Genomic DNA, 21,661 nt, shown 5'->3' with positions numbered 1-21,661 from the left:
CCTTGAGCCATCGCATTCCAGCCACCTGATCCGGCCGGCGCCTTCTGTCACGATCTCGGCTTGGCGCGTTACTGGGCGCCTTACTGGCGTCTCGCCATTCTCCTCGGGCACGGCTATCTCAGCCTTCACGCCACATCCGCCCGTTGCGTGAATTTACGTATATGACAAAAGAATTGCCGTTGTGCCTACCGCGGAATGTATAGACACGGCCATCGCACTCGCGGGGCCTGACCTTGCTGTAGCCGGCTTCGCGCACGATCTGCGCGGCCTCACCGCAGCTCAATCGGCCACCGCCATAGTTGACCTGGCGATCGCCATAGCCATCGCCATAGCCATAGCCATCGCCATAGCCCAACTGGCCATCGCCCAAATAAATTTCGACGTCGCCTGCCATCGCAGGTGCCATGCCGATCAGGCCGAGTGGAAGGGCGATACCACAAGCAAGCAGGGTATTGCGGAACATAACATACCTCCATGAAATGCCATTCTGAGTAAAGAACGACGCTTGCAATGCCCTGGTTCCACGAAATGTTACGACTGCGTTCCACGTCCCAGCTGAGCCGCAAGATCAGCCCGCCAGAGAATGCGCGAACGGTCGCATCTCTGACGGGCTTTTAGGGCGTACCTGTTTTGCGACAGGCAACAGGAAATGCCCGAAAGGCTCGGGATGTTCCCATATTGCGACAGGAATATTCTGGGGCTGGCTTTTGCTTTTGAAATGGTCCGCCGGCGCTACGATGTGCGGTGCGGTGTGGACTGAGCGCCGGCGGCTGTGGTGCCGAGGGGGTTCGTCGGCTACGGAACTCGGAACTTTCCACCGCTTAAAAAGTTCCTCTGCCATTGAAGGCGAGGAACGCTGGACAAAACGGGAACGGGACAAGACTTCCGAAGAGTTCATGGCGCAGAAGGAGGACCCAGAGGCGCCGCTCTAGGCGTTTGGAAGAAATGATGCGAGGCTTACGGATGCTATGGAACCAATGCTCGCCCTCATCATGATTTGCGGAAACTTAATCTCCCCGCACTGCCAAGTCACGGTGGTTGAGACCACCCAAGCCGCTTGTGCGCAGTGGCTGGTTGTTCTGGAGAACGATGAGGCCCGACCAGCTAGTGACATCAGGGTATACTGCTTTCCATTTCTCCCAGAAAAACGCTAGTTGTGATCCTCCTCGCGCAAACGCGAACACTCGATTCTCCCGGCTAATCCTCTTTGCTCGTCCCGCGCGCCACGATCTTGATCATGTCGGCTGGCGAGGCCTAACTGAAGCTAGAAAGGCCTCCCCTAAGGGAGGCCTTGTTAATACGGTGCTTAGTTGCCGCCGCCGCTGCCCGAATCCTGTCCGCCACCGCTGCCCTCGCCGGGTGTTGGTGTTGGCGTTCCACCGCCGCCCTCACCGCCACCCCCGATGCCGCTGTCACCGCCAGAGCCACGGCCGTCGGGCGCGCCGCCGTTGCTGCCACGGCCATCAGGGGCTCCGCCACTGTTGATGCCGCTGTCACCGCCAGGTCCACGGCCATCGGCGAGAGCGGGCTGAATCGCTGCGAACAATGCCAATACCGCTGCACCGGCGAGAATAGTCTTCTTCATAGCTTCTCCTCTGTCAGATGATTTTCTGACTCAGTGAGCCGTCCCACAACCTCAAGTGTGCGAAACAATGCAGCGAAAATACGACAAGTTGCACTATTCGTTGGAACTCGCAGAATAACGCCGCGTCAAAACTGAAACAAGTTTCAGCTACTTGCCGCTACGTCCAAGCAGCGCAAGCCGCAATTGCCAAGAGAGCACCGCTGAGCGCTCACTATATTCGAAACATAGCGAGCGTTTTGCATTTGAGACAGAACATGCCCGCTTCTACGTCACTAAAACCTGTGATAACTGGCCCGAGTGCGCAAGCGGGACGATCGTCGAGGAGACTGCGAGGAAGCAGAGCGGCTGACCCTCAAGGAGATGGCTGATAGCCGCGCCGATAGTCATGACGATGAGGATCTCGGCAATCCCGACCATTGGCTCGAGTCCGAGGCTCGCAACTGGCACACGGTTGATTGCTTCGACTTGGATGAATTTATCGAGAGGGAGAGAAAGAAATGAGCCGCGCCTTTGTGTCGCCCAACGGTCGTCCGATCATCGGGGGCGCCCATTTGACATGCAGTGCAAACGACGCCGGCGGGGGCTTCCGGTGCATGAAGATTGCATGCACCCGGACATCCGCCAATGTCATAGGTTAGGTGCGGTTAATTGCCATAGCTAGACCGAAACGAACACGCTCCCCGTCCCCTTGCAGTCCGTGCAGACCCTCGTCACCCCGTCCGGGTGATACGGCCATAGGCCTGACCCGTCACATTCCAGGCAGTGAATCCGGCCAACTATTCCCTCGATGATCTCGACCTAGCGCGCGACCGGCGTCTCACCATTCTCGCGGGCGTAGTATAGCGCCGACGCCAACTCCCCACGCATAGTGACCCGCCAGGGACTGGGTAGTAGCGAAGTGATCACTTGACGGGCCTTGGGCTGCCTGCCGGGGGGACAGGCCACATCGAAATGCAATGTTAAAATATTCCGTTCGTTGGATGCGGCGGTCATTTCGGCAATGTAGGGCGCCCGCCGGACTGGGAGGCAATCCGTAGCCCGACGGGCTAGATGGCCATGTTGCACTTCATGGCTATCTTCGTAATTCGGGTGCTCGTAAGTGGTTCCGGGGGTCGAGTTGAGCGCGAAGCCCGTCGGCTTAGGGTTTGGGGGCAAGCTTGCCGACGGGCGCCGTGGTGGGAGCGCTGCCGGATTCGGGCCCGGCAACCTAAAGTGTCGCACATCATTCGCCGAGCGCCAATGTCATAGTTATGCGCGCCTCTGAAATAATCCCCAAACCTGCCCGCTCCTTGGGAAACCATTGTCGCGCATGTCTGGCGCGCGCCGTATCCTTGAGCCAAGCGTAGATCAGCCCGCCAGAGAGAACGCTCAGGGCAAGCGACGCGACTGGCGCGAGAAGCGCTGACATCGGGCCGGAATGCTCCACGCAAAACCCGTTTGGTGAGCGGAACGATTCCACCATGCACACGTTACATTGCGGAGTAATTTTTTCAGGAGGCCAATATGGATTGGAACCGCGTTGAGGGTAACTGGAAACAGGTGAAGGGCAAAGTCAAAGAGAAATGGGGCAAACTCACGGACGATGATCTTGACGTCATAAATGGTCGCCGTGATCAACTCGAAGGTAAGATTCAAGAGCGCTATGGAATTGCGAAGGATCAGGTCAGAAAGGACCTTGACGCTTGGTACAGCGATCAACGCTGGTAGCTGCCAAATTCTAATTCTAGGCCCGGCCGCCGAAAGGTGCCGGGCTTTTTTTGCGTTGAAGTAGTCCCGGGTCAGTCGCGGAGCAGGAGCCGCGAGGTCCGCCGTTACGGGGAATCTGTACCGACGGACCCGTCGGTGGCTGCCGGGATGCGGCGCCGGCATCTGGGCGTCGCACATCGTGCGACGCTCGCCAATATTGATCCGCGCTCTTTGGAACGCTGACGGGGCTGGCCTGGCGGGCTCCTTGCTCCTGCATAGAGCAGGAATCTGAAAATGTTACGGACGCCGAGAGGCTCCGGTCGCGCGACGACGATGCGACTTTTGCCGAAATGCGTCGCGATTTTCTTCGCAAATGGCTGCATGGAAAAGATACAAATCAGCGACAGGGCCGCTATTGTGTTGCGCAAATTTCTTCGCGCGCCGGATCTGCTTTTCAAGCCGCTCCATTTTGGGACCCATTTTCCGCGATTGGACCACTCCTGCAGGAGGCCGGGCAACGATCGTTTCCGCGGCCTGATCCCGGCAAGGTTGGGAACGGGCGCCATGGCTGTTTGTTTGTCCGGCACCACCTAACACGAATCCGAGCAATTTTTCGAAGTCGCGCTCGCCCCCGTCGGCATATGCAATTGTGCGTGATGCTATAGTTGCCTTGGCCACCTCATCACAACCCCCAACCGCCTCACAAGCCCGATCCACGACCTGCGCAAGCAGAGCCAATTCTTTAAAATCGTAATAATTGTAAGCGTTCTTCATCCGCGCCTCCTCGATGCCAAATACTGGCATACGAGCGAGACTCATGCGTGTTCAAAATTGATCATTCCGTGGAGAAAAGTGGTGCGGAGTTTCGGCTAACTTTCCCAGCCAGCCTGTGCATAAAGACGGCCCGGATCGACGATCCTCATTGTCTTCCCAGCCTATTATTGCACATTAGAGGCGCCCGTCGGGCCGGGAGGCGATCCGCAGCCCGACGGGCTAAATGGCCATGAATTGAGCGCAATCACGGCCATCTTCGTAATGCGGGTGCTCTTAAATGGTTCCGGGCGCCGAGTTGAGCGCGAAGCCGGGGCTATGTTTCAAGGTGCCCGCCGGGCGGAAGGCCTCCGCGACCCGACGGGCTAGGACCACGTCACACGCTTCATGGCGATCTCGGAAATACCCTGCGCCGACCGCCGGCAAAAGAAAACCCGCCGAAGCGGGTCGAGAGTTGGATTGGGTAGTTCACCTCCATAGGGGGTGTGGAGGCATTACATAAACGCCCGCTTAACAAGAAGGTTCCATTTCACTGATCGATCTCGCCGGCATAGTTATCTCAGCCTTCACGCCACATCCGGCCGTTGCGCGAATTTACGTATATGACATAAGAATTGCCGTTATGCCTACCGCGGAATGTGTAGACGGATTGGCTCGACGACCTCATTGGCCTCTGTAGTCAGGAACGAATAGAGCAGGTGCTCGCCCTCAACGGGAGCCTTCTTCGTGCCCCTCACACCATTCCAAGGGCGCCAGATGCCGGCAAGGGCAAAGGGCGGCGGGTTGTGGCTCAGAGCAAACCAGACGACATCCTTTTTCTTCGTCACCGGGTCGGGCTCTGGCGCGTATTCAGAAAAACTTGTCACGGCACCAGGCAGCGGTTCTCCGCCTTCCAAGAGAGGTGGCTGCTTATATTTGGCTGGAAGATTCCATACTGGCAAAATGAGCAATTCGCGCGATGTACAGTCACCTCGTAGCCCGGTGTTTCGAAACAAACATAAAAGGGCATATGAGATTGGAACAACTTTCGCCCTGTCAATACTTTCCCTCGACGGATGTTCCACTCGGGTCAATTAAGTTTTAACTGGCCAATCGCAGGGCTTTCATGGGCATCGAAGGACTTGCTTCCATCCTGCGCCGGCCGGTTACAGGGTGGGCGCCGCACGGCTTAGGGTTCTCGTTCACCCCTGATCCATTACATCGAGCAGCCGTTCCATTTCCGCCAGATCAATGTCCTGCGCCTCAATCAGTCTAGCGAGGATGGCGCGCGCCTTCTCGGAAGGGAGGCCTTGCTTTTCGAGTTCCCTGATGATTTCGTATTGGGCCATAATATCCAGGTCGCCGGCCTCAGCTCGCCGCCGGGCTTCGGTGAAAAGGGTGAGAAGAGTGGTCTTGTCCATCCCACACTTTTGCCATTGAGCGGGAACGTGATCAACCGACTGTCGCGGACCGCCTCGACATCGTGCCGTCTCGGGTCAGTCTTCCTTAAGGTCTTTCAGGATCAGCGCGATTTCGTGGCGAGCCTGGGGAAGGGTCTGCTTGGGGCGCCACAGGACGGCGCGGATCTCCTCGATCGCCGCGGCGAGCTTCCGTTTCTCGATCTTCTCCAGTTCCTTGACGAGGTCCATGGGGCGGCCATCCTCCTCCGGCCGCTGGAAAAAGTCACGCGGTCGCCCGGCGCAGCGCCTGTTGCGCCTCCCCAAGAGTTTTGTAGAGCGCAAAGGGCTTGTCATCCACCATGAGCGCATGGCCGGAAACGTTGCGCTTGAGGATCGGGCCATTGACGCGGGCCTGAAGGTCGTCGCCCTCAACCAGCCACCCATTAGAGGTGCGGACAAATCTACCGCTCAAAATGGAAAAGGTTGTCATCTGTCGCTCCTGTCGCACCCATATCCTGCCAGACTAGTGTGCCAACGTCGACACCGGTATTCTCGCCCAAATGGAGTAGAGAAATGTTCACGCAGCTGGCTCGGATTGTTGCATTCCTCACTCTTTTTCTCGGGGGGTTTCGCATCGCGATGGGGATTGCGATCGCAAGCTGCTGGTTTGGACCGACGCAAGAAGCGCTGGCTCAATTCCTGCCTGCAGACGCGACGACAGGTGAGGCCATTGACAAAGGGGTGTTTTAGGTCGCTGTGGCAATTGCATTTGTGGTCCGTCATAGCTGTTTATCCATTCAAGTCGGATTTTGGGTCCGCTGTTCAGTAGACAGCTTTTTCCAGGGAGCACTTTGCGGCGTCGGCATGATCAATCCTTTAGGTCGCACACCTTATTCAAGGCGTTATAGGCGGGGACATTCACTCCTAAGTGCCAAAGTTCTGGATTCTCTTGGAGGTCCTTAGAAAGGATGGCAGCTATCTGCTCCGCTGACTTATTCTTGATACAGGCGTCAAGCCGCGCGACTCTGCCGCTGTCTGGTGCGCCAAAAAGCGGTGCGCCCAACATCCCATCCACTAGCCCCGCCGCGTAGACAATCTTCTCCGCTTCACGCAGCTGTTGGTACTCATTGCCAGTTATGTAGCCACCACCGATCGTTACCGACTGTGCGGTCGCGCTAACAGCGCCGGTCCCGATCAAGACGGCGGACAACACCACAACTCCAAAGTCACCAGCTGATCGCCGCAACATCATCAGCCCTCCCACAAAGAAGCAGCAGCATACCTGCATGCCTTGCAGATGGCTATTTGGACTTTGGCTCCGACAAATTGTTAGCAAGGCCGCCACCTGATCCGGCACATCCCGCGCGAGACTATGCCGGAAGCCCGGTCCCCTCACGGAGGCCGGGCTTTTTTGTTTCTATCGGCCGAACGCATCTTTCCCAAGCGAGTCAACGTAGTCGCCGCCCAGAGTGACATGATCCGGATATTCATTGTCGGGATCGGTGCCGATGTAACTCACCGGCATCACATATCCGGTGTCGGCATCCAAGATGCTCACTTTCATCTCCGGCGGAAACTTGCTCAACTTTTCGATCAGGTCAGCGACCGTCAAGTATTCTCCGGTAGGCACAGCTCTTTGTCTGGCTTCCGCCACACGTTGGTCAATTGCCGCTGTCTGTTCCTTTGTGACCATCATCCTCTCCCAAACGCCTCAACCTTGACCGTCAGCGAACCTACCGTGATCTTCTCGTCGCGGGACTTCCAAACTTCCTGAGCCAGCTTTTCGAGACGTGCCCGAGAGGGCATCTTCGGTGCGACGACCGTCACCGTCACCGCCCGGTTCCACGGCCGGTCAGGCACTTCGACTTAGTCTTTAAAGGTCGCCATCCAGACATCCTGCCACTGAAGGCAGGGAGAGGGCTAGGCCAGGGCCGTAGTGGCGTCAAATCGCAAGCATTTGGCAGACTGCCCTAAGCAATTCTGATTAGGAGGGGCTATCTATCCTGCCCGCCGATTGGATACGTCCGCTCGCCCCTGCCCTTCTCGTGGGCGGACGCATCAAGGAGACCCCGCTCCGTCACCACGGGGTGGGGTTTTCTCTTGGACACTATCCAAATCGCCCGACACCTATGTTCTCGCCCAAATGGACGAGAAGATGTTCACGCAACTGGCTCGCACAGCGCTGATTATCAGCATCGCGACATCGACTCTTTTCATAGCAGCTAGCGCCCAAGCCGAACCCATCATGTGCAAGAATCCGAAAACCTACTTTTGCAACGTCGACGGATGCATTCCAGACCCCGGCCTGCGGCGTAATGAGAATGTCGTAATCCTCGACACAAAAAAGGTCCTCACCGTCTGCAAGGAGAGAGCCATTTCATATCCGGTCCTGCGATGGCCCTCGAGCCCATCGACACCGAACTCACACTAGCCCTAAGCAACAAACAATCCATCATGACGCAATTTTTCCAGTGCGCGAAACACTAAAGGCGGGCCGCATCCCCCCATCCTGCCAACAATGACAGGGAGAGGGCTAGGGCCGCTCTGAGGGAGAGAGGACGGGGGGCGCAGCGGAGGTCGCCAATTATGATTTGGCAGTATTTTAATTCCACCTCTGCGCTATATTGGCGAAAGGTGTAGGGTGTGTGGCGACATGGCCGCTTGTCAGGAAGAGGGCAACGCCGGCATCGAAATCCTCGGTGATCCGGCCCATCAGCATGATCTGCCGCTGTAGCGCGCTGCACTGAGTTCGTTCTGGAAGGACATTCCGTGGACGCATACTTCTCAGCTCTAATAGGTCTGGCCGGAGTGGCGATCGGCAGCTTGACCTCGTTCGCCACCGCATGGCTGACGCAGCATTCTCAGTTGAAAGAAATGCGTCGTGAGGCCCAGTTTGCCAAGCGAGAGAAGCTCTTCAGCGACTTCATCACTGAAGCCACACGGCTTTACGGAGATGCGCTTAGCCATCAGAAGGATGATGTCTCTGACCTGGTGCTGCTGTACGCACTCGTTGCTCAAATGCGCCTCGTCGCGTCCCGCCCGGTCGTGAATACAGCCGAGAAAGCCATGGATGAGATCATCCAGACATATCTGGCTCCTAATCTTTCGCTTCATGAGATTCAAAATCTGGCTCGCTCAGGGGCTATGAACTTCCTTTATGATTTTGGAGAGGCATGCCGAACAGAATTGGCGACAGACAGTAGCCGAAGTTCCAGAACGTAATAAGACCGGCTGCCAAACATCACGGCGCTGTCGCCTCAAACCATGGGGGAACGCAAGGACGCTGGCGTCAAATAGTGAGTGTCTGGCGTGGATTCGAAACCTGATGGACTCGTACAACAGATGTATCGATCATTTGCACTGCGGCATTGTGAGCCGCAGCTAGTCCGTCCATGATCTGATCCCAGATGCCAGCCCGACGCCAACGAACGAAGCGATTGTAGCATGTCGTGCATGGGCCCATAATTCTTGGGCAAGTCGCGCCACGGCGCACCGGAATGCAGAACCCAGAAGATGCCATTGAGTATGCGTCGGTCGTTTACACGCGGAACGCCGCACGGCTTGTTTGGTAGCATCGGTTTGATAGCGACATACTCAAAATCGCTGAGTTCGTAGCGCATGATTCGAGGCTCCAGTTTTAGAGCTTGAATCACGCCCGACCACTCCAACCCGCAATGGTCCTGCGCCGCTAACGCTCCAATTTACTTCCGCTCTTGGCAGCACAACGGACATGGCCGAACTTGCTGCCGGTTCGACCGTGTCGCGAATACCCCAGAACCGACATCGTTTGCTAGGGAACCCTGCTCCTCCAAATAAAAGATCCCGGCTGAAACCGATGCTGCCGCGCGCCGGCGGCGCGCATCTACCTGCCTCGGGTGACGCCCTACATTGCCGCCACGAATTGATAGGCGCTATCCTTCCTCTCGGCGTGGCCGACGCCCGGATAGGGCCAATGGAAACCGAGGAGCTTCGTCTTGTCGGTGGCGGCGCGGTCCAGCAACTTCTTGCGGTTGGCAATGGCCAGATCGTGGATCGCGTCGAAGGCCAAGCGCCACTCCGGGTGTGGGAAGTAGATGAAGGGTAAGCCGATCGCATCGGCGACGATGATAAGCCCGCCGTCGCCCGCCACTTCGAAGGAAACATGCCCCGGCGTGTGCCCGAAGGTTTCGAGCACGCGGATGCCGGAGACGATGTCGTCTCCCGGCTTCACCATCGTGACGCGATCCTTGACGCCATTGAGATGCTTCTGGGCGCCGAGCACGAAGGGGTGCATCTCTTTGGGCATCTGGGTGAGAATGTCCTTGCCCATCCAGAAATCCCATTCGGCGGCAGCGCAACAATACGCGGCGTTGGGGAAATTCAGCGCCCCGCCAGCACCCACGGTTGCCCAGATGTGGTCGGGATGGGCATGGGTGAAGACAACCTTGGTGATCGCGCCCGGATCGATCCCGGCGAGCTTCAGATTTTCAATGAGCTTGCCGGCCGTCGGCTGGAACTCCGTGCCTGAACCGTTATCGAACAGGATGAGGTCGGCGCCCGACTTGATGAGGGTCACGTTGGTTGGTGCCTGCACCTCGTTGCCGGTAACACCGGCCGCGGTGAACAAGGCTTTCCGCGCTTCTGGCGGTGCATCGGGCGCGAAAACGTCGATTGGCAGAACAAGGTGGCCGTCGCTGACCACCGTCACATCGACGGTGCCCTGCTTGAAACTGTAGGGGCCGGCCAGCGCCAAGACGCTTTTCGGCATCAGGCCAGCGGCGATGAAGCCAGCGGCGGCAGCCAGGAACTTGCGGCGATCGACGACGATAAACGGCTTTGAGTCCAGCATGATCGTCCCTCCAATTCGAATGCGCGGAAGCCATAATAGTCATATTGCGCGCGAAGTTTCAACGACCGACAGTGCTGTGGAATTGGGCCGCTATCGGGGCGTAGCGGACATCGAACAAGCACCACCAATCATGCTCAATTTATGAGTACGCGCCCTAATTAGAAAAATAAATTAGCGTAGACGGCGGGCGGCACGCTCGATCTCGGCGGTCTTGAGATCGGAGCGCAGCCTGGCGATGTTGATCTCATCGGTAATGTCCGGCCCGCCCAGCGCCTTGGCCCAGCGTCGCGGCGAGATCGGTGCCGGTCTGACTGTGGTTGATGCGAAGACCGATCGATGCCAAAGCCCCGTCGTCCGTTTAAAACCCTCTGCCGCCGCCGGTACTGGCGGCACCGGGGAGGCAACAGACGCGCCGGCGCCGCGCACCATGGGGCGGTTGACCAGGTTCAAGTCGCGCGCCAGGAAGTCGCACGATTTGGTGCGCCCGCCACGCGAAGCCGGGCCAAAGCGCCGGCCGGCCAGATCGATCAATTGGATGGCCCAGGCTGCCGAACGTTATCCGATCCGGTGGCCATGCCGGTTGCCAGAGGCCGTGGCACACAGCGCCAGACGCCAGAGAAGCCAAGTCACGACCCCGGCCTTGGCTAGCGCGGGGGCTGGCCGGGCTGATAGCGCTTTCTCATTCGGGGTCCGGCCTGGGCTGGCGCGCCAGAAATTCGGCCAGCGCTTCCAGCATTGTCGCCCGGTCGGCGTTGGAGATGTAGTTCACCCGCGCCGGTTTATCGAACTCGAATATCAGGAGCGCAAAGCCGATCTGACGCTGCTTACCAGGCACCTCGCCGTTGAGCGACTTGTCGAGGAAGCGTGCCAGCTCGTTCAGGCGCTCGAGGTATTCGGGGGAAACCGGGTCATCGGCCATGCGCGGACCTTTCGCGTTTCGGCATCAGTCGCCGGGTCCGCCGCGCAGCGTTCGCACCACCCGCTGGATCAGCGAGGCGCGGTCCATAGTGCAGTCGCAGTGGCCGACGCCGCCAAGACCGGTCGGATAGACGCGCGGCTGGCGCTGCAGCACCCGATCGACGTCAACGAGGCTGCGGCCGATGTCGCGGTTGATCGTGCCGGCCATCTGCTGCTCGCGTTCGTGGTAGTCGGCGATCGTCCGGCGCATACGCGCCATCTTGTCCTCGTGGCCGCCGACAAGGCGGCGCAAGGCAGCGATCTCGGCATTGAGCCGGTTCTCGCGCTCGGTGGCGTCCTTCAACTGCCTATGCGCAAGCTCAAGTGGATCGACTACGGCCACGTTCTCATCGAACGGCAGCTCAGGCCTCGTCTCAGTCACCAGCTGGTCCTGCACGTCCTTGTCGAAAGGGGTCATGATCGTCCTCCCACTATAAAACTCAGCACAGGGCTGAGGGCCGCGATGAGCAGCCAGACAGTCAGCAAAAGCCGCCAGTCGATGCCGAATATCATACGCGGATGCCTCGTTACAGCGCTCGTTATGCTTCCATAGCTCATCCAGCGGCAAGTCGTCGAACCCCTTCGGCGGTGCCGCCTTTGTCGCAAATACGCAACATCGAGCAGACCGGGAAGCTGAACCCCACGCCTTTCGCCAGCGCCGGTACTTTAAACCCGCAATTTTTAGGTGGCGGCACTTAAAAAATGCAATTTTCCGAACCGACGGTGCGCGGATTTTTGTCCTAGGAATTTAGGGGCGGCCAGGGGTGGGATGCGGTTTTTAAAATGCAACCGCCACATCGACGACGAGGCACACAAACCCCGGCACGATGCCGATACGAGGACGCACGCGGAGCAAGGCATGCCCCCCTTTCATATCCGCAAAAGTGACCCCCCAGGGGGTGGACTGTCGCCCACAGCATCAAGCGTCGTGCACTATTCACTACTGCAACAAGACAGATGCAGAGACGATAAAACAACGCGAACGCTTGACAATCGACATCGCCATTCGGTGCAACAGTGTTGCATCTCCGCGTCACAAACGGCGCAAACACCCCGCAAATACAGGGCAAAACCAGCCTATACAGCGTCACGGCGTTGCGGACGCGCCGCGCCACGGCCGGCGCCGAACACGAGACGCGGGCCGCGCGACGGACGCGGCTGACTCATCTGAGCGGTGACGGTGACGACGCCGACCGGCCGCGCGCACCAGGCACCGAGCACCCGGGATAACCGCGACCCGTGCGCCCTTCCGGTGCGCCCAGACGAAGTGCTGCGCCGTTTTCACCAGCGTGTGAAACCAACGGCGCGCCGATGTGCTTCGCGTGAATACCCGACGTCGCCGGCTCGCGGCCCCCATCTCGAGCCCCGTCTCGAGCCCCATCCCGAGTCCCCTCTCGAGCACCATCCTGCCCCTGACCGAGATCACGAACCTTTCGGCGCATCCGCCCGCGAAAGCCCGGCGCCGGCGATGTCGGTCCTATGCCCACCCTGGCGACGCTGGCAGCCTGGCGCACGGATTCGGCCTGACGCGCCGAGAACGGCGCGACCCGACTGCCCCGGGCACCGAGTCCTGCCCGCGCGCCCCGCTCGGCGGCCAAAACCGAACCATTTGTAACATCGCAGTTGACTTGTTTCACCAGCCGTGTAACAACACTACGCTCGTAGCAATGCTCTAAATTGAGGCCCGAATCGTGAAAACCGCCATCGCCTACGCCCGTCTCTCCAAACCCAACAAGCGCGGCCGGCCTGGCATCGGGCTGGAAGCCCAGCAGGAGGCAATCATCCGCTTCGCCGAAGCCGAGGGGTATCAGCTGCTCGAAACCTTTACCGAGATCGAAACCGGTGCCGGCCACGATGCGCTCGACCGGCGCCCGCAGCTGGCCGCCGCGATGAAGCTGGCCAAGAAGCACAAGGCGCCCGTCATCGTGGCGAAGCTCGATCGGCTGGCGCGCGACGTGCATTTCATCTCAGGGCTGATGGTGCATCGGGTGCCGTTCATCGTCACCGAACTCGGTGCCGACGTCGACCCGTTCATGCTCCACATCTATGCGGCGTTGGCCGAGAAGGAACGGCGGCTGATCGCGCAACGCACCAAGGACGCGCTCGCCGCGCTGAAGGCTGGAGGCAAGAAGCTCGGCGGCCTGCGCCCCGGGACTGTCGCGGCGATGAAGGCTGCCGACGATCGCGCCAAAGGGCTCCGATCCGTCCTGACCGAACTCGAGGGCCTGTCAGCCCGCCATATCGCCGCCGAACTCAACGCCCGCGGCATCCCGACCGCAAAAGGTGGCGCTTGGCACGCGGCGACGGTAATCCGCGTGCAGAACAGGCTGAAGAGCTAAGCGACACAAAATCATCGCCAATCGGCTTAGCCGAGGGATTCCAGCCCCCCATGCCGGCGTGGCCAAGGTGCTGCGCCGCGCCTGAAATTGGCGCCGAAAAACCCGGAAATCCCGCGCACCGAAGCGTCTGAATTGTAACTATGAACATTATTAAAATCAATAACTTAGCTGCAGATTCCTCAACCAAAATGTGACATAAACGACGAACGCGCCGATCGTGGTGAAACGATCGGGCGCGCTCTTGAAATCCAACCGGATCAGACGGTCAGAAATCCATGTCCAAGGTAATTCCTGCGCCCGCCCCGACACAAGAGCCGCCGAAAACCGTTGAACCTGTCGCCTGTCGCGGCCGCATGATCGTGCGCGAAGAACGCCACGCCGGCTATCAGCCCGAGAACCATGAATGGCGCGCCTGGCTGTGCGAGCGCGACGCCAAGTGCAAGCTCATCGGCAAAGACCCGATGACCCTGCCGCTCGACGTTTTAACGGCCAGCGGCCATCCCAGCGCCCGCACCAGCGCCGTCATTTTCAGATTGCGCGTCGCCCATGGGGTCGCGACCGGGGAGGCGCGCGGCGACAGCTTCCTGGGACTGCAGCCGGAAGACCTGCCAAAACGGCTGACGGCAATCCGCGAGACGATTTGCCTGGCGTGCACCGGCGAAAACAACCTCAACGCCTGGGAAGTTCGCCGCTGCGCAGTCTATGACTGCCCCGCCTGGCCGTTCCGTATGGGTCACAACCCGCATAATCCGCAGCGCGGCGTCAATCGCTTCCAAAAGGCTGTTTCCCCCGCTGAGCCCTGCCGTCAGCGCTTTCAAACGGGCGGCGCGGCCGCGCCGGGCACGGATTTGGCCCCACCCTGCCAAACCGGCACCGGCCAGAGCGCCAGCGCGCCAGCGCGCCAGCTCGCCAGCGCACCGGCAGCCTCATCCACTCCGACCGCCAGCGATCAGGAGCCCGAGCATGGCTGAACCCCAAATCGACGCTAAGATTTTTATTGAGTTTAAAAGGATAGGCCGCCAAGGGCCGCTGTATGCCGTGTATCTCGCTGCCCCCGATGGCGAAGAGATTGTCGCGGCTACAATCCAGCCGATGTATGACGCCAGCCGTGTCCTGCTGGAGCGCGGCATTACCGGCACCCTGGAAATGTGGGACAGCGAACGGCCCTATCCCCGAATGCGCGGCGACATAGCGGGGATGGCAAACTGGACGATCAGGGAAAACCGGAAAGAATTTAGGCTTGTCCGCTACCAGAAGATGCCTTCCGCAAGCGATGTCTTCTCGCCAGCGGCAAAACAGGGCTCCGGGGTATCCGAGTAAGGGGTCCCCCCCACCCGCCACCGCCAGGACCAGGCCGCCCAGCCACGCGATCAAGGTGCTCCACAGCAGCAACCTGGCCATGACGATCGCCTCCCACCGGCCTGGGAGGCCGGCCGCTTCCGCCGCCGAAAGCCCGACCGCCACCCTCACAAGGGCGAGAAGAAGACCTGGGGGCCGGACCGTGCACCGTGAAGCCAACAGACCAGCCCCGCAGGCTTGCCCGGCAGAGAGGTCTCCGCCGGGAAACTGGAGCGGCGCGGGCTGCGAGCGCCGTACTCGGGGGCTTTGGCTGAGCCGGGCCTGACCGATCCACTCTCAGAATATCGCCCGGCGGGAGCAACTCCGGGCGCCTCTCGGCAGCCCAGCGCCCTCGCGCCGAGACGGTTTGGACCGGGGAGCGCGAAAGCTAAGAAAATGCACCCGCCGGGGTGCTCAGCGCCAACCCACCGGAGATGCGATCGGCGCGATAGGCGGTTCCAGGCGAAGGCGTGGTCCTTCGGGGTGGGATAGACCTAGGGGACCAGCCGAGGGTTGAGCACTATGCCGTCGCCTGGAATCTCACAAACTTGGGCTGGCTCCTTGACCTCGATGACCTGGATGACCTCGATGACCTGGATGACCTCGAGGCGGGAGCCGTCGCGCCGATACAGCACACCGCCGCGCCGCCGCCAGAGCCGCGACGCGGGCCTTCAAGGCGGCACCTGGTACCCGATCGGCAGCGCCACTCCTTGGGAAGCCCCGCCACTGCGAAAAGCCCTCCCGTCTCTCCGCACAGGCCTTCACGGAGCTGGCGGAGCGACGTCGAGACCAAGCAGGCCCTCGACATGCGCCGAGACGCGGACGAAGGCCGCCACCCTGGCCGGCCACATGAGATCGCGGTTGTAGACGCCGACCAAGCCCTTACGCACATGGCCGATGCACAGTTCGGCGACCGCCTCGTCGACGCCAAGCCGCGACATCAGGGTCCGAAGCGTGCGCCGCGTATCGTGTAGCCGCATCGCCACGCCCGATTCACGGACCAATCTCGACACCAATCTCGACCAACCATGCAAAACGCCGCCGCTGACCCGGCTCGGAAACACCAGCCCGGCGCCGTGACGGCGCGGCTGGTTGCTGAGGATTTCCCGCATCAAACCGGTGAGCGGCACGTGATGGGCGCGGCCCATCTTCGAGCGCGCGGCCGGAATGGTGATCATGTCGGCGCCGATATCCGACCACTCGAGCGTCGCCATCTCGGCGCGCCGCAAACCGGTGAGCAGGCCGAGCCGGACCAGGGCGCCGAAGGCGCCGAGGCCGGCGGCGGCGCCCCAGACCTTGGCGATCTCGGCGTCGTCGAGGGCCTTGCCCTCACGCAGGCCGGCGCCGGACAGCAGCTCGGCGCGGGTACGCCGGACGATACGATAACCGGCGAGAGGGTTATACTTCACCAGGCCCGTTGCCGTGCACCAGGCCAGGAAGGCGTGGCAATTCTTGCGAAATTCCCGGGCACTGCCCGGCGTCGTGTAGAGCGTGCCGTCCTTGCGGCGCTGGGGCTGAGTGGCGATCGCCGTGATCCGCGCGATCAGAATGGGCTGGTCGAGAGCCCTGAGATCCGCATCGAGCATCGGCGCCAGACCGCGCCGGAGGGCGGACATGACGCCGGTCCGGCCGACGACGCCGCGCCGGTCAAGATCGCCCGCGTAGGCGTCAAGGGCGTTGGCGATCCGTGATTTGACCTTGGCGCGCGCCGCCCGCAGATCGGCGGCAGGATCGCCGCCGGCGGCAACCGTCGCAACATGACGAAGCGCCTCACGACGCGCATCATCGAGAGCGAGCGACGGGTACGAGCCGATCGTGATGGTCCGCGGGGGAGCACCGGTGACGCCTTTCGGCCTGAACACATAGACCCAGCTGGCGCTGCCGCTGGCGCGCAGCTTGAGGCCGAAGCCGATCGGCCTGGCGTCCCACAGGACCAGCTGCGCCTTGGCCGCAGGCACGCCGCCCTTCACGAACGCCGCGACTGTCGCCCTCGTCAACGGCCTTGCCGCCATGTGGATCGTAACCCTCCCATTCACCCCGGACTACACCTGGACAGCAGGATGATCTACCTCTCCAGCCACCTCAGCCCACCTCGGTACACGATATAACCACGTAACTAGGCACGTTTGTCAAGTCAGAGTGGCTCGAGCGAAGGAAGTCGAACCCCGAGCATAACCTTGCTCGACGTGCGCCCGGAAGCGGAATACGCCGTGGGTCATGTGCCGGGCGCGCTCAACATCCCTGTCGCGGAGCTCGAACGCCGGCTCATCGAACTGCCCGATGACCAGGAAATCATCGCCTATTGCCGCGGCCCCCATTGCGCTCTTTCCGCTGAAGCGGTCCGGGCCTTGCGTGCCAAAGGCTACAAGGCCCGGCATTTCGAAAGCGGGCTTCCCGGCTGGCAGGCTCTGGGCCTTGCAGTCTCCTCTGTTCACTCTTCCGGCAGGAGTGCCGGATTGTAGACGATTTCCCAGAGATGATCGTCGGGGTCCTGGAAATAGCCGGCATAGCCGCCCCAGAAGGTCTTCTGCGCCGGCTTGACGAGGCGCGCGCCTGAAGCGATCGCCCGACGCATCACTTGATCGACCTCGCTCTCGCTCGCCACATTGTGCCCAATGGTGAATTCGGTCGGACTGCGCGGCGTCTCCTTGATGCCTGCGTCATGCGCGATGTCGCGGCGGGCGAAAAGCGCGAGCTTGAAGCCATGCGCGAGATCGAAGAAGGCCACTTCGCCATGTTCGAATTCCTGCCCGATGACGCCCTCAGTCGGCAGTCCGAGACCGTCTCTGTAGAAGCGCAGCGCGGTTTCGAGATTGTCGACCCCGAGCGATAGGACGCTGATTCTGGGTTTCATGATGCGATTTCCTCTGATGCCGCGCCATTCTGGCCGAGCAGCACCGGACATTTCTTGAACATTCCGGCCAATGCTACACTGCGCCCATGACCCTGCCCAAACCAGGAGACCCGGCGCCCGCCGCTGCAGTGGGCGAGTTCCACGAGCGGTCGGTCGCGCCGGCTCTCAGCGATGTGTTCGCGTGTGTCTGGACGCACCGCATGCCCAAAACCGGCACGCCGCCCATTGTCGTGACACCCGACGGCACCATCGATCTGCAGTGGATCGGCGGCGCCTTGCGCATCGCCGGTCCCGACAAGGAGCCGCTGACCGAAATCATCCCGGCTGGAACGGACGTCGTCGGCTTCCGCTTCCATCCCGGCGCAGCGCATGGCTGGCTGGGACTGCCCGTCTGCGAGATCACGAGCCGGCGCATCGGCCTCGAGGAGCTATGGGGCGCCAAAGCGCGACGCCTCGCCGAGCATATCGGCGGGGTGGAGGATATCGAGCGTGTGCTCATCCAATTTCGCCCCGAGCAAGAGCGCGGCGATGCGGTCATGCGCGCGGCGTTCGCCTTGATCGCGCAAGGTCCACCACCTGGCGCCGCGCTCGTTGCCTGGCTCGGACGCGCGTTGCATCTGAGCGAGCGCAGCCTCAGACGCCGCTTCGAGGAGAATTTCGGCTACGGCCCGAAGACCCTCGACCGTATCCTGCGTTATCAGCGCTTCCTGCGTCTGCGGCGCGCGTCACCGGCGACTTCGACGACCCTCATCGCCCTGGACGCCGGCTATGCCGACCAGGCGCATCTGGTGCGTGAAAGCCGTCGCCTCACCGGGCGCACACCTTCCATATATCCGGTCGTCAGAAATCGATCGCAAGCGCGCCGGTGACGCGCTGAGCTCAGGCCGCCGCAGCCGATCCCGCCAGGGCGTCGCTGCCAGTCAGATCGTGTACCCGCCCCATTCAGCCCTCAGACTCTCATCCTTACGTTGCAGCTGTGGCACGCCGCCCGACGAACGGATAAGTATACTATATTGACAGGAATTGCAGCTAGACTCCTTGCCATCATGCCTATTGCCTCCGGACAGTTCATTCTCACTTCGCAAGCTTTGACGGCGCTGCGCGCCCATCCGAGTTTTGCCGAGGCGATGCGGGTTTCGGCACAGAGCCTGATCGCGCTCCATCGCCGCAACCGTGTAATGAGCTGGATCTTGAGCGACCGGACACTGGCGCTCATCGGCCATTCGGTGATCTATCTCTCTCTTGATCAGCGCGCCGACGATACACAATCAGGCCTCACATCCAGCCGGTTTCGCAACTTCTGCACGAGTAACCGTCTGTGCAGCGCCGGCCGCGCCAGCGCGATCCTCGCCTTCCTGCGCCTGACCGGCCATATCGAAGCCATTGCCCATCCAAGCGACCGTCGGGTCACGCAATTGCGGCCGAGCGAGAAACTGATGGAAATCGCACGGGCCCGTCTGGAACGGCAATTCGAAGCGATCCGACTGATCAGGCCGGACATAGAACCGGCGATCGCCGCCCTCGGTGATCCGGATTTCGAGACGGTGATGTTCCACAATCTGGGCACCTGGTTCGTGTCCGGCAGCCGCCTCCTCGATCGCGCACCTGGAATACGTCTCTTCGCCGAGCGCGATGTCGGCATGCTGATTCTCTACAGCCTGATGCTCGCCGGGGAAGCGGATGACCGCCCCGTGCCGATGAAACCGGTGCCGATCTCGATCTCGGCGCTGGCCAAGCAGTTCCAGGTCTCGCGCACCCATGTGCTGCGGCTCCTGCGCGATGCCGAAACAGCGGGCCTCCTCACCCGCGGGGGCGACAAGGCGGAGACGGTAACAATCAGCCCGGACCTTGCGGAGGACATGGAGAACCTGCAGGCCGGCCTGTTCCAGCTGCTGGCCACCTGCGCAGCGGACGCTCTTGCCGCCATGCCCGAGCGGCCGATACCGGCCCGCCTGGCGGTCTAGATTCAGCGCAGGGCCCGCAGGGCATTGACGATGACGGCGATATCGATCGCTTCCTGGAATAGCGCGCCTTGCACCGGCGGGAGATAGCCGAAGGCGGCGACGATCATCGCGGCAATGGACAGGCCAAGGCCAATGAGCACGCTTTCCAGCGCGATGCGGCGGGTGCGATGGGCGACCGTCACCGCGAAGGTCAGGCTGGCGATCCGGTCAACCAGCAGCACGACGTCGGCGCTTTCCGAAGACGCCGCCGACCCCCTGGCGCCCATGGCGATACCGACCGTGGCGCTCGCCAGGGCCGGCGCATCATTGACGCCGTCGCCCACCATCATTGTCGGGGCGCTTGTACTCTCGCGCGCAACGACGTCCACCTTGTTGGACGGCGTCAATTCGCCGAAAGCATCCGTGATGCCGAGTTTGCCGGCAACCGCATCCACGACGTCCTGGCGGTCACCCGAGGCGAGCACAATGCGGTCAATCCCAGCCTGCCTCAGCGCCGCCAACATCGCCGGCGCGTCGGGGCGCAACTCGTCCTTGAGGATGATGATGCCCGCGAGTTTCTCAGCCACGGCTACCGCCACGACCACGCTGCCTTCCGCGATCCCCTTGCGCAGCGCGTAAGGATCGCCTTCGCGGCTCCGGTCACGCACGAAGCGGCTGCCGCCGACGACCACACGCTTTCCGTCGACCCTGCCTTCGAGACCGGTGCCGGCGGTCTCGCTCACATTCGTCGGCATGGACAAGGCGAGACCGCGCCCCTTCGCCTCGGCAACGAGCGCTTCGGCAATGACATGGCTCGACGCCTGATCGAGCGAGGCCGCGAGCCTCAAGATCTCGTCCTGGCTCCAGCCTTCCGCGGTACGGATCTCGCTGACCCGCGCCTGGCCGAAAGTGAGCGTGCCGGTCTTGTCAAGAATGGCGGTCTTGACCTTGGCCAGCGCCTCGATCGCGCCACCGCTCTTGACCAGGACGCCGCCTTTGGCGGCGCGCGACATGCCGGAGATTATCGCCACCGGCAGCGCCAGGATCAGCGGACACGGGGTGGCCACGACCAGGACCGGAAGAATGCGGGTCATATCTCCCGACAGCCACCAGGCGAGGCCGGCAATGACGAGGGTGAGCACCAAAAACCAGATCGCGTAGCGATCGGCGATGCGCACGCTCGGCGCTTTGCTTTCCTGCGCCTGGGCGACCAGGCGCACGATATTTGCATAGGTGCTCTCAGCGGCCGGCCGTGTCGCTCTCACCTGCACGGGATCGCCGGCATTGGTGGAACCGCTGAGAATCTCATCCTCCGCCCGCTTGCCGACGGGCAGGCTTTCGCCGGTGAGCACCGACTGATCGAGCAGGCCTTCGGGCGATACCAGGACGCCGTCGACCGGAGCCACCTCACCGTGGCGCAGCAAAATCAGATCGCCCACCACCAGCTGGCCGATCGGAACCTCTTCGAGCGCGCCATCCACGTAGCGCATCGCGCTGTGCGCGGCGCGTCCCAGAAGTGCGGTCATCTCGCGGCGGGCGCGGCCCTCGGCATAGCTTTCGAGCACCTGCCCGCCGGCATACATCAGCGCCACGACATTGCCGGCCAGTTCCTCGCCGAATGCGAGCGCCACCGACATGGACAAAGCGGCCACCAGATCAAGTCCCACTTCGCCGCGTCTGAGGCTGGTGATGATCTCGAAGATCAAGGCCGCGAGAACCGGCACGGTCCCCGCCATCCAGGCCCATCGGGCCCAGCCGGCATCAATCGCCCAGGCGAAGACACCGCCGGCCAAGCCTGCAACCGCGATCGCTACCAGAACCGATCTCGGCGAGAAACTCGTCATCAGGCGCGAATTCAACCGTCTGACCCTCACAACTCAGCATTTGATCCAGCCCCTATCACATCCGGACGCGGCGCTCACCCTTCAACTGGCCTGGAACACGCCTGCGCAAGTGGACAGCAGATCGCCATCGCGTCCGT

Annotated in this window: 25 protein-coding genes and 2 pseudogenes; 10 read left to right on the top strand and 17 right to left on the bottom strand. The window is 61.3% G+C overall.

The window, feature by feature from the left end:
- Positions 1-118 precede the first annotated feature (118 nt).
- The gene (locus tag G5V57_RS24255) at positions 119-463 is read right to left on the bottom strand and encodes a hypothetical protein (protein ID WP_165170197.1); all 345 of its coding nucleotides are present in this window, start codon (positions 461-463) and stop codon (positions 119-121) included.
- A gap of 843 nt (positions 464-1,306) precedes the next feature.
- Positions 1,307-1,585, bottom strand: a complete 279-nt coding sequence (locus G5V57_RS24250) for a hypothetical protein (protein WP_165170195.1) — start codon at positions 1,583-1,585, stop codon at positions 1,307-1,309.
- A gap of 297 nt (positions 1,586-1,882) precedes the next feature.
- Here G5V57_RS24250 and G5V57_RS24245 point away from each other — a divergent pair, with 297 nt between their 5' ends.
- Positions 1,883-2,086 (top strand): hypothetical protein, encoded by a 204-nt coding sequence (locus G5V57_RS24245; protein ID WP_165170193.1) that lies wholly within the window; start codon positions 1,883-1,885, stop codon positions 2,084-2,086.
- 1,002 nt (positions 2,087-3,088) lie between these two features.
- Entirely contained in the window at positions 3,089-3,292 is a 204-nt protein-coding gene (locus G5V57_RS24240; RefSeq protein WP_165170191.1) for a CsbD family protein, read from the top strand.
- 276 nt (positions 3,293-3,568) lie between these two features.
- Here G5V57_RS24240 and G5V57_RS24235 read toward each other — a convergent pair whose 3' ends face one another.
- The 5 genes and pseudogenes from G5V57_RS24235 to G5V57_RS24220 all read right to left on the bottom strand — a co-directional run bounded on the left by G5V57_RS24235 (position 3,569) and on the right by G5V57_RS24220 (position 5,911).
- Positions 3,569-4,045, bottom strand: coding sequence for a hypothetical protein (locus tag G5V57_RS24235; protein WP_165170189.1), 477 nt, complete (start codon positions 4,043-4,045; stop codon positions 3,569-3,571).
- 644 nt (positions 4,046-4,689) lie between these two features.
- A pseudogene (locus G5V57_RS34545) lies at positions 4,690-4,934 on the bottom strand (SOS response-associated peptidase family protein); the annotation flags it as partial.
- 289 nt (positions 4,935-5,223) lie between these two features.
- The gene (locus tag G5V57_RS24230) at positions 5,224-5,442 is read right to left on the bottom strand and encodes a hypothetical protein (protein ID WP_165170187.1); all 219 of its coding nucleotides are present in this window, start codon (positions 5,440-5,442) and stop codon (positions 5,224-5,226) included.
- 75 nt (positions 5,443-5,517) lie between these two features.
- Entirely contained in the window at positions 5,518-5,670 is a 153-nt protein-coding gene (locus G5V57_RS24225) for a hypothetical protein (protein WP_165170185.1), read from the bottom strand.
- A gap of 34 nt (positions 5,671-5,704) precedes the next feature.
- Entirely contained in the window at positions 5,705-5,911 is a 207-nt protein-coding gene (locus G5V57_RS24220; protein WP_165170183.1) for a hypothetical protein, read from the bottom strand.
- A gap of 83 nt (positions 5,912-5,994) precedes the next feature.
- On the opposite strand from G5V57_RS24220, the gene G5V57_RS24215 reads away from it, so the two are divergent.
- On the top strand, positions 5,995-6,171 hold the full coding sequence (locus G5V57_RS24215) for a hypothetical protein (RefSeq protein ID WP_165170181.1): 177 nt from the start codon (positions 5,995-5,997) through the stop codon (positions 6,169-6,171).
- Positions 6,172-6,289: 118 nt separating this feature from the next.
- Here the strand turns inward: G5V57_RS24215 and G5V57_RS24210 are convergent, their stop codons facing one another.
- Together G5V57_RS24210 and G5V57_RS24205 are read right to left on the bottom strand one after the other, a co-directional pair.
- Complete coding sequence (locus G5V57_RS24210) at positions 6,290-6,673, bottom strand: hypothetical protein (protein WP_165170179.1); 384 nt, start codon at positions 6,671-6,673, stop codon at positions 6,290-6,292.
- Positions 6,674-6,838: 165 nt separating this feature from the next.
- Entirely contained in the window at positions 6,839-7,117 is a 279-nt protein-coding gene (locus G5V57_RS24205) for a hypothetical protein (protein WP_165170177.1), read from the bottom strand.
- A 1,073-nt stretch (positions 7,118-8,190) separates the two neighbouring features.
- Between G5V57_RS24205 and G5V57_RS24200 the strand changes: the two genes are divergently transcribed.
- Positions 8,191-8,643, top strand: coding sequence for a hypothetical protein (locus tag G5V57_RS24200; protein ID WP_165170175.1), 453 nt, complete (start codon positions 8,191-8,193; stop codon positions 8,641-8,643).
- 100 nt (positions 8,644-8,743) lie between these two features.
- Here the strand turns inward: G5V57_RS24200 and G5V57_RS24195 are convergent.
- The 5 genes and pseudogenes from G5V57_RS24195 to G5V57_RS24175 form a co-directional block, all read right to left on the bottom strand.
- Positions 8,744-9,041, bottom strand: a pseudogene (locus tag G5V57_RS24195) (IS5 family transposase); the annotation flags it as partial.
- A gap of 263 nt (positions 9,042-9,304) precedes the next feature.
- The gene (locus tag G5V57_RS24190; protein WP_165170173.1) at positions 9,305-10,249 is read right to left on the bottom strand and encodes an MBL fold metallo-hydrolase; all 945 of its coding nucleotides are present in this window, start codon (positions 10,247-10,249) and stop codon (positions 9,305-9,307) included.
- Positions 10,250-10,420: 171 nt separating this feature from the next.
- Positions 10,421-10,780, bottom strand: a complete 360-nt coding sequence (locus G5V57_RS24185; RefSeq protein ID WP_165170171.1) for a hypothetical protein — start codon at positions 10,778-10,780, stop codon at positions 10,421-10,423.
- A 148-nt stretch (positions 10,781-10,928) separates the two neighbouring features.
- Positions 10,929-11,168 (bottom strand): hypothetical protein, encoded by a 240-nt coding sequence (locus G5V57_RS24180; RefSeq protein ID WP_165170169.1) that lies wholly within the window; start codon positions 11,166-11,168, stop codon positions 10,929-10,931.
- A gap of 24 nt (positions 11,169-11,192) precedes the next feature.
- Entirely contained in the window at positions 11,193-11,624 is a 432-nt protein-coding gene (locus G5V57_RS24175) for a hypothetical protein (protein WP_165170167.1), read from the bottom strand.
- Between the two features lie 1,273 nt (positions 11,625-12,897).
- Between G5V57_RS24175 and G5V57_RS24170 the strand changes: the two genes are divergently transcribed.
- From G5V57_RS24170 to G5V57_RS24160, 3 genes are all read left to right on the top strand, one after another.
- A complete protein-coding gene (locus G5V57_RS24170; protein ID WP_165170165.1) occupies positions 12,898-13,545 on the top strand; it encodes a recombinase family protein in 648 nt (215 codons plus the stop codon).
- Between the two features lie 275 nt (positions 13,546-13,820).
- Complete coding sequence (locus tag G5V57_RS24165) at positions 13,821-14,516, top strand: hypothetical protein (RefSeq protein WP_165170163.1); 696 nt, start codon at positions 13,821-13,823, stop codon at positions 14,514-14,516.
- The gene (locus tag G5V57_RS24160) at positions 14,509-14,865 is read left to right on the top strand and encodes a hypothetical protein (protein WP_165170161.1); all 357 of its coding nucleotides are present in this window, start codon (positions 14,509-14,511) and stop codon (positions 14,863-14,865) included. Before G5V57_RS24165 ends, G5V57_RS24160 begins: the two co-directional genes overlap by 8 nt.
- 779 nt (positions 14,866-15,644) lie before the next feature.
- Here the strand turns inward: G5V57_RS24160 and G5V57_RS24155 are convergent.
- Positions 15,645-16,895: an integrase family protein gene (locus G5V57_RS24155; RefSeq protein WP_165170159.1), complete on the bottom strand. Its 1,251-nt coding sequence runs from the start codon at positions 16,893-16,895 to the stop codon at positions 15,645-15,647.
- A 114-nt stretch (positions 16,896-17,009) separates the two neighbouring features.
- On the opposite strand from G5V57_RS24155, the gene G5V57_RS24150 reads away from it, so the two are divergent.
- On the top strand, positions 17,010-17,345 hold the full coding sequence (locus G5V57_RS24150; RefSeq protein WP_165170157.1) for a rhodanese-like domain-containing protein: 336 nt from the start codon (positions 17,010-17,012) through the stop codon (positions 17,343-17,345).
- Here G5V57_RS24150 and G5V57_RS24145 read toward each other — a convergent pair.
- Positions 17,315-17,737, bottom strand: a complete 423-nt coding sequence (locus G5V57_RS24145) for a VOC family protein (protein WP_165170155.1) — start codon at positions 17,735-17,737, stop codon at positions 17,315-17,317. The two genes, G5V57_RS24150 and G5V57_RS24145, sit on opposite strands and share 31 nt — an antisense overlap.
- Before the next feature lie 86 nt (positions 17,738-17,823).
- Here G5V57_RS24145 and G5V57_RS24140 point away from each other — a divergent pair, with 86 nt between their 5' ends.
- Together G5V57_RS24140 and G5V57_RS24135 are read left to right on the top strand one after the other, a co-directional pair.
- A complete protein-coding gene (locus G5V57_RS24140; protein ID WP_165170153.1) occupies positions 17,824-18,606 on the top strand; it encodes a helix-turn-helix domain-containing protein in 783 nt (260 codons plus the stop codon).
- 177 nt (positions 18,607-18,783) lie between these two features.
- Positions 18,784-19,701 (top strand): hypothetical protein, encoded by a 918-nt coding sequence (locus tag G5V57_RS24135; RefSeq protein ID WP_165170151.1) that lies wholly within the window; start codon positions 18,784-18,786, stop codon positions 19,699-19,701.
- 2 nt (positions 19,702-19,703) lie between these two features.
- Here the strand turns inward: G5V57_RS24135 and G5V57_RS24130 are convergent, their stop codons facing one another.
- Entirely contained in the window at positions 19,704-21,524 is a 1,821-nt protein-coding gene (locus tag G5V57_RS24130; protein WP_165170149.1) for a heavy metal translocating P-type ATPase, read from the bottom strand.
- Positions 21,525-21,661 lie beyond the last annotated feature (137 nt).

This window comes from Nordella sp. HKS 07 (assembly GCF_011046735.1).
GTDB lineage: Bacteria > Pseudomonadota > Alphaproteobacteria > Rhizobiales > Aestuariivirgaceae > Taklimakanibacter.
Note: the sequence above shows the minus strand (reverse complement) of the source record. Positions and strands in the feature narration are given on the sequence as shown.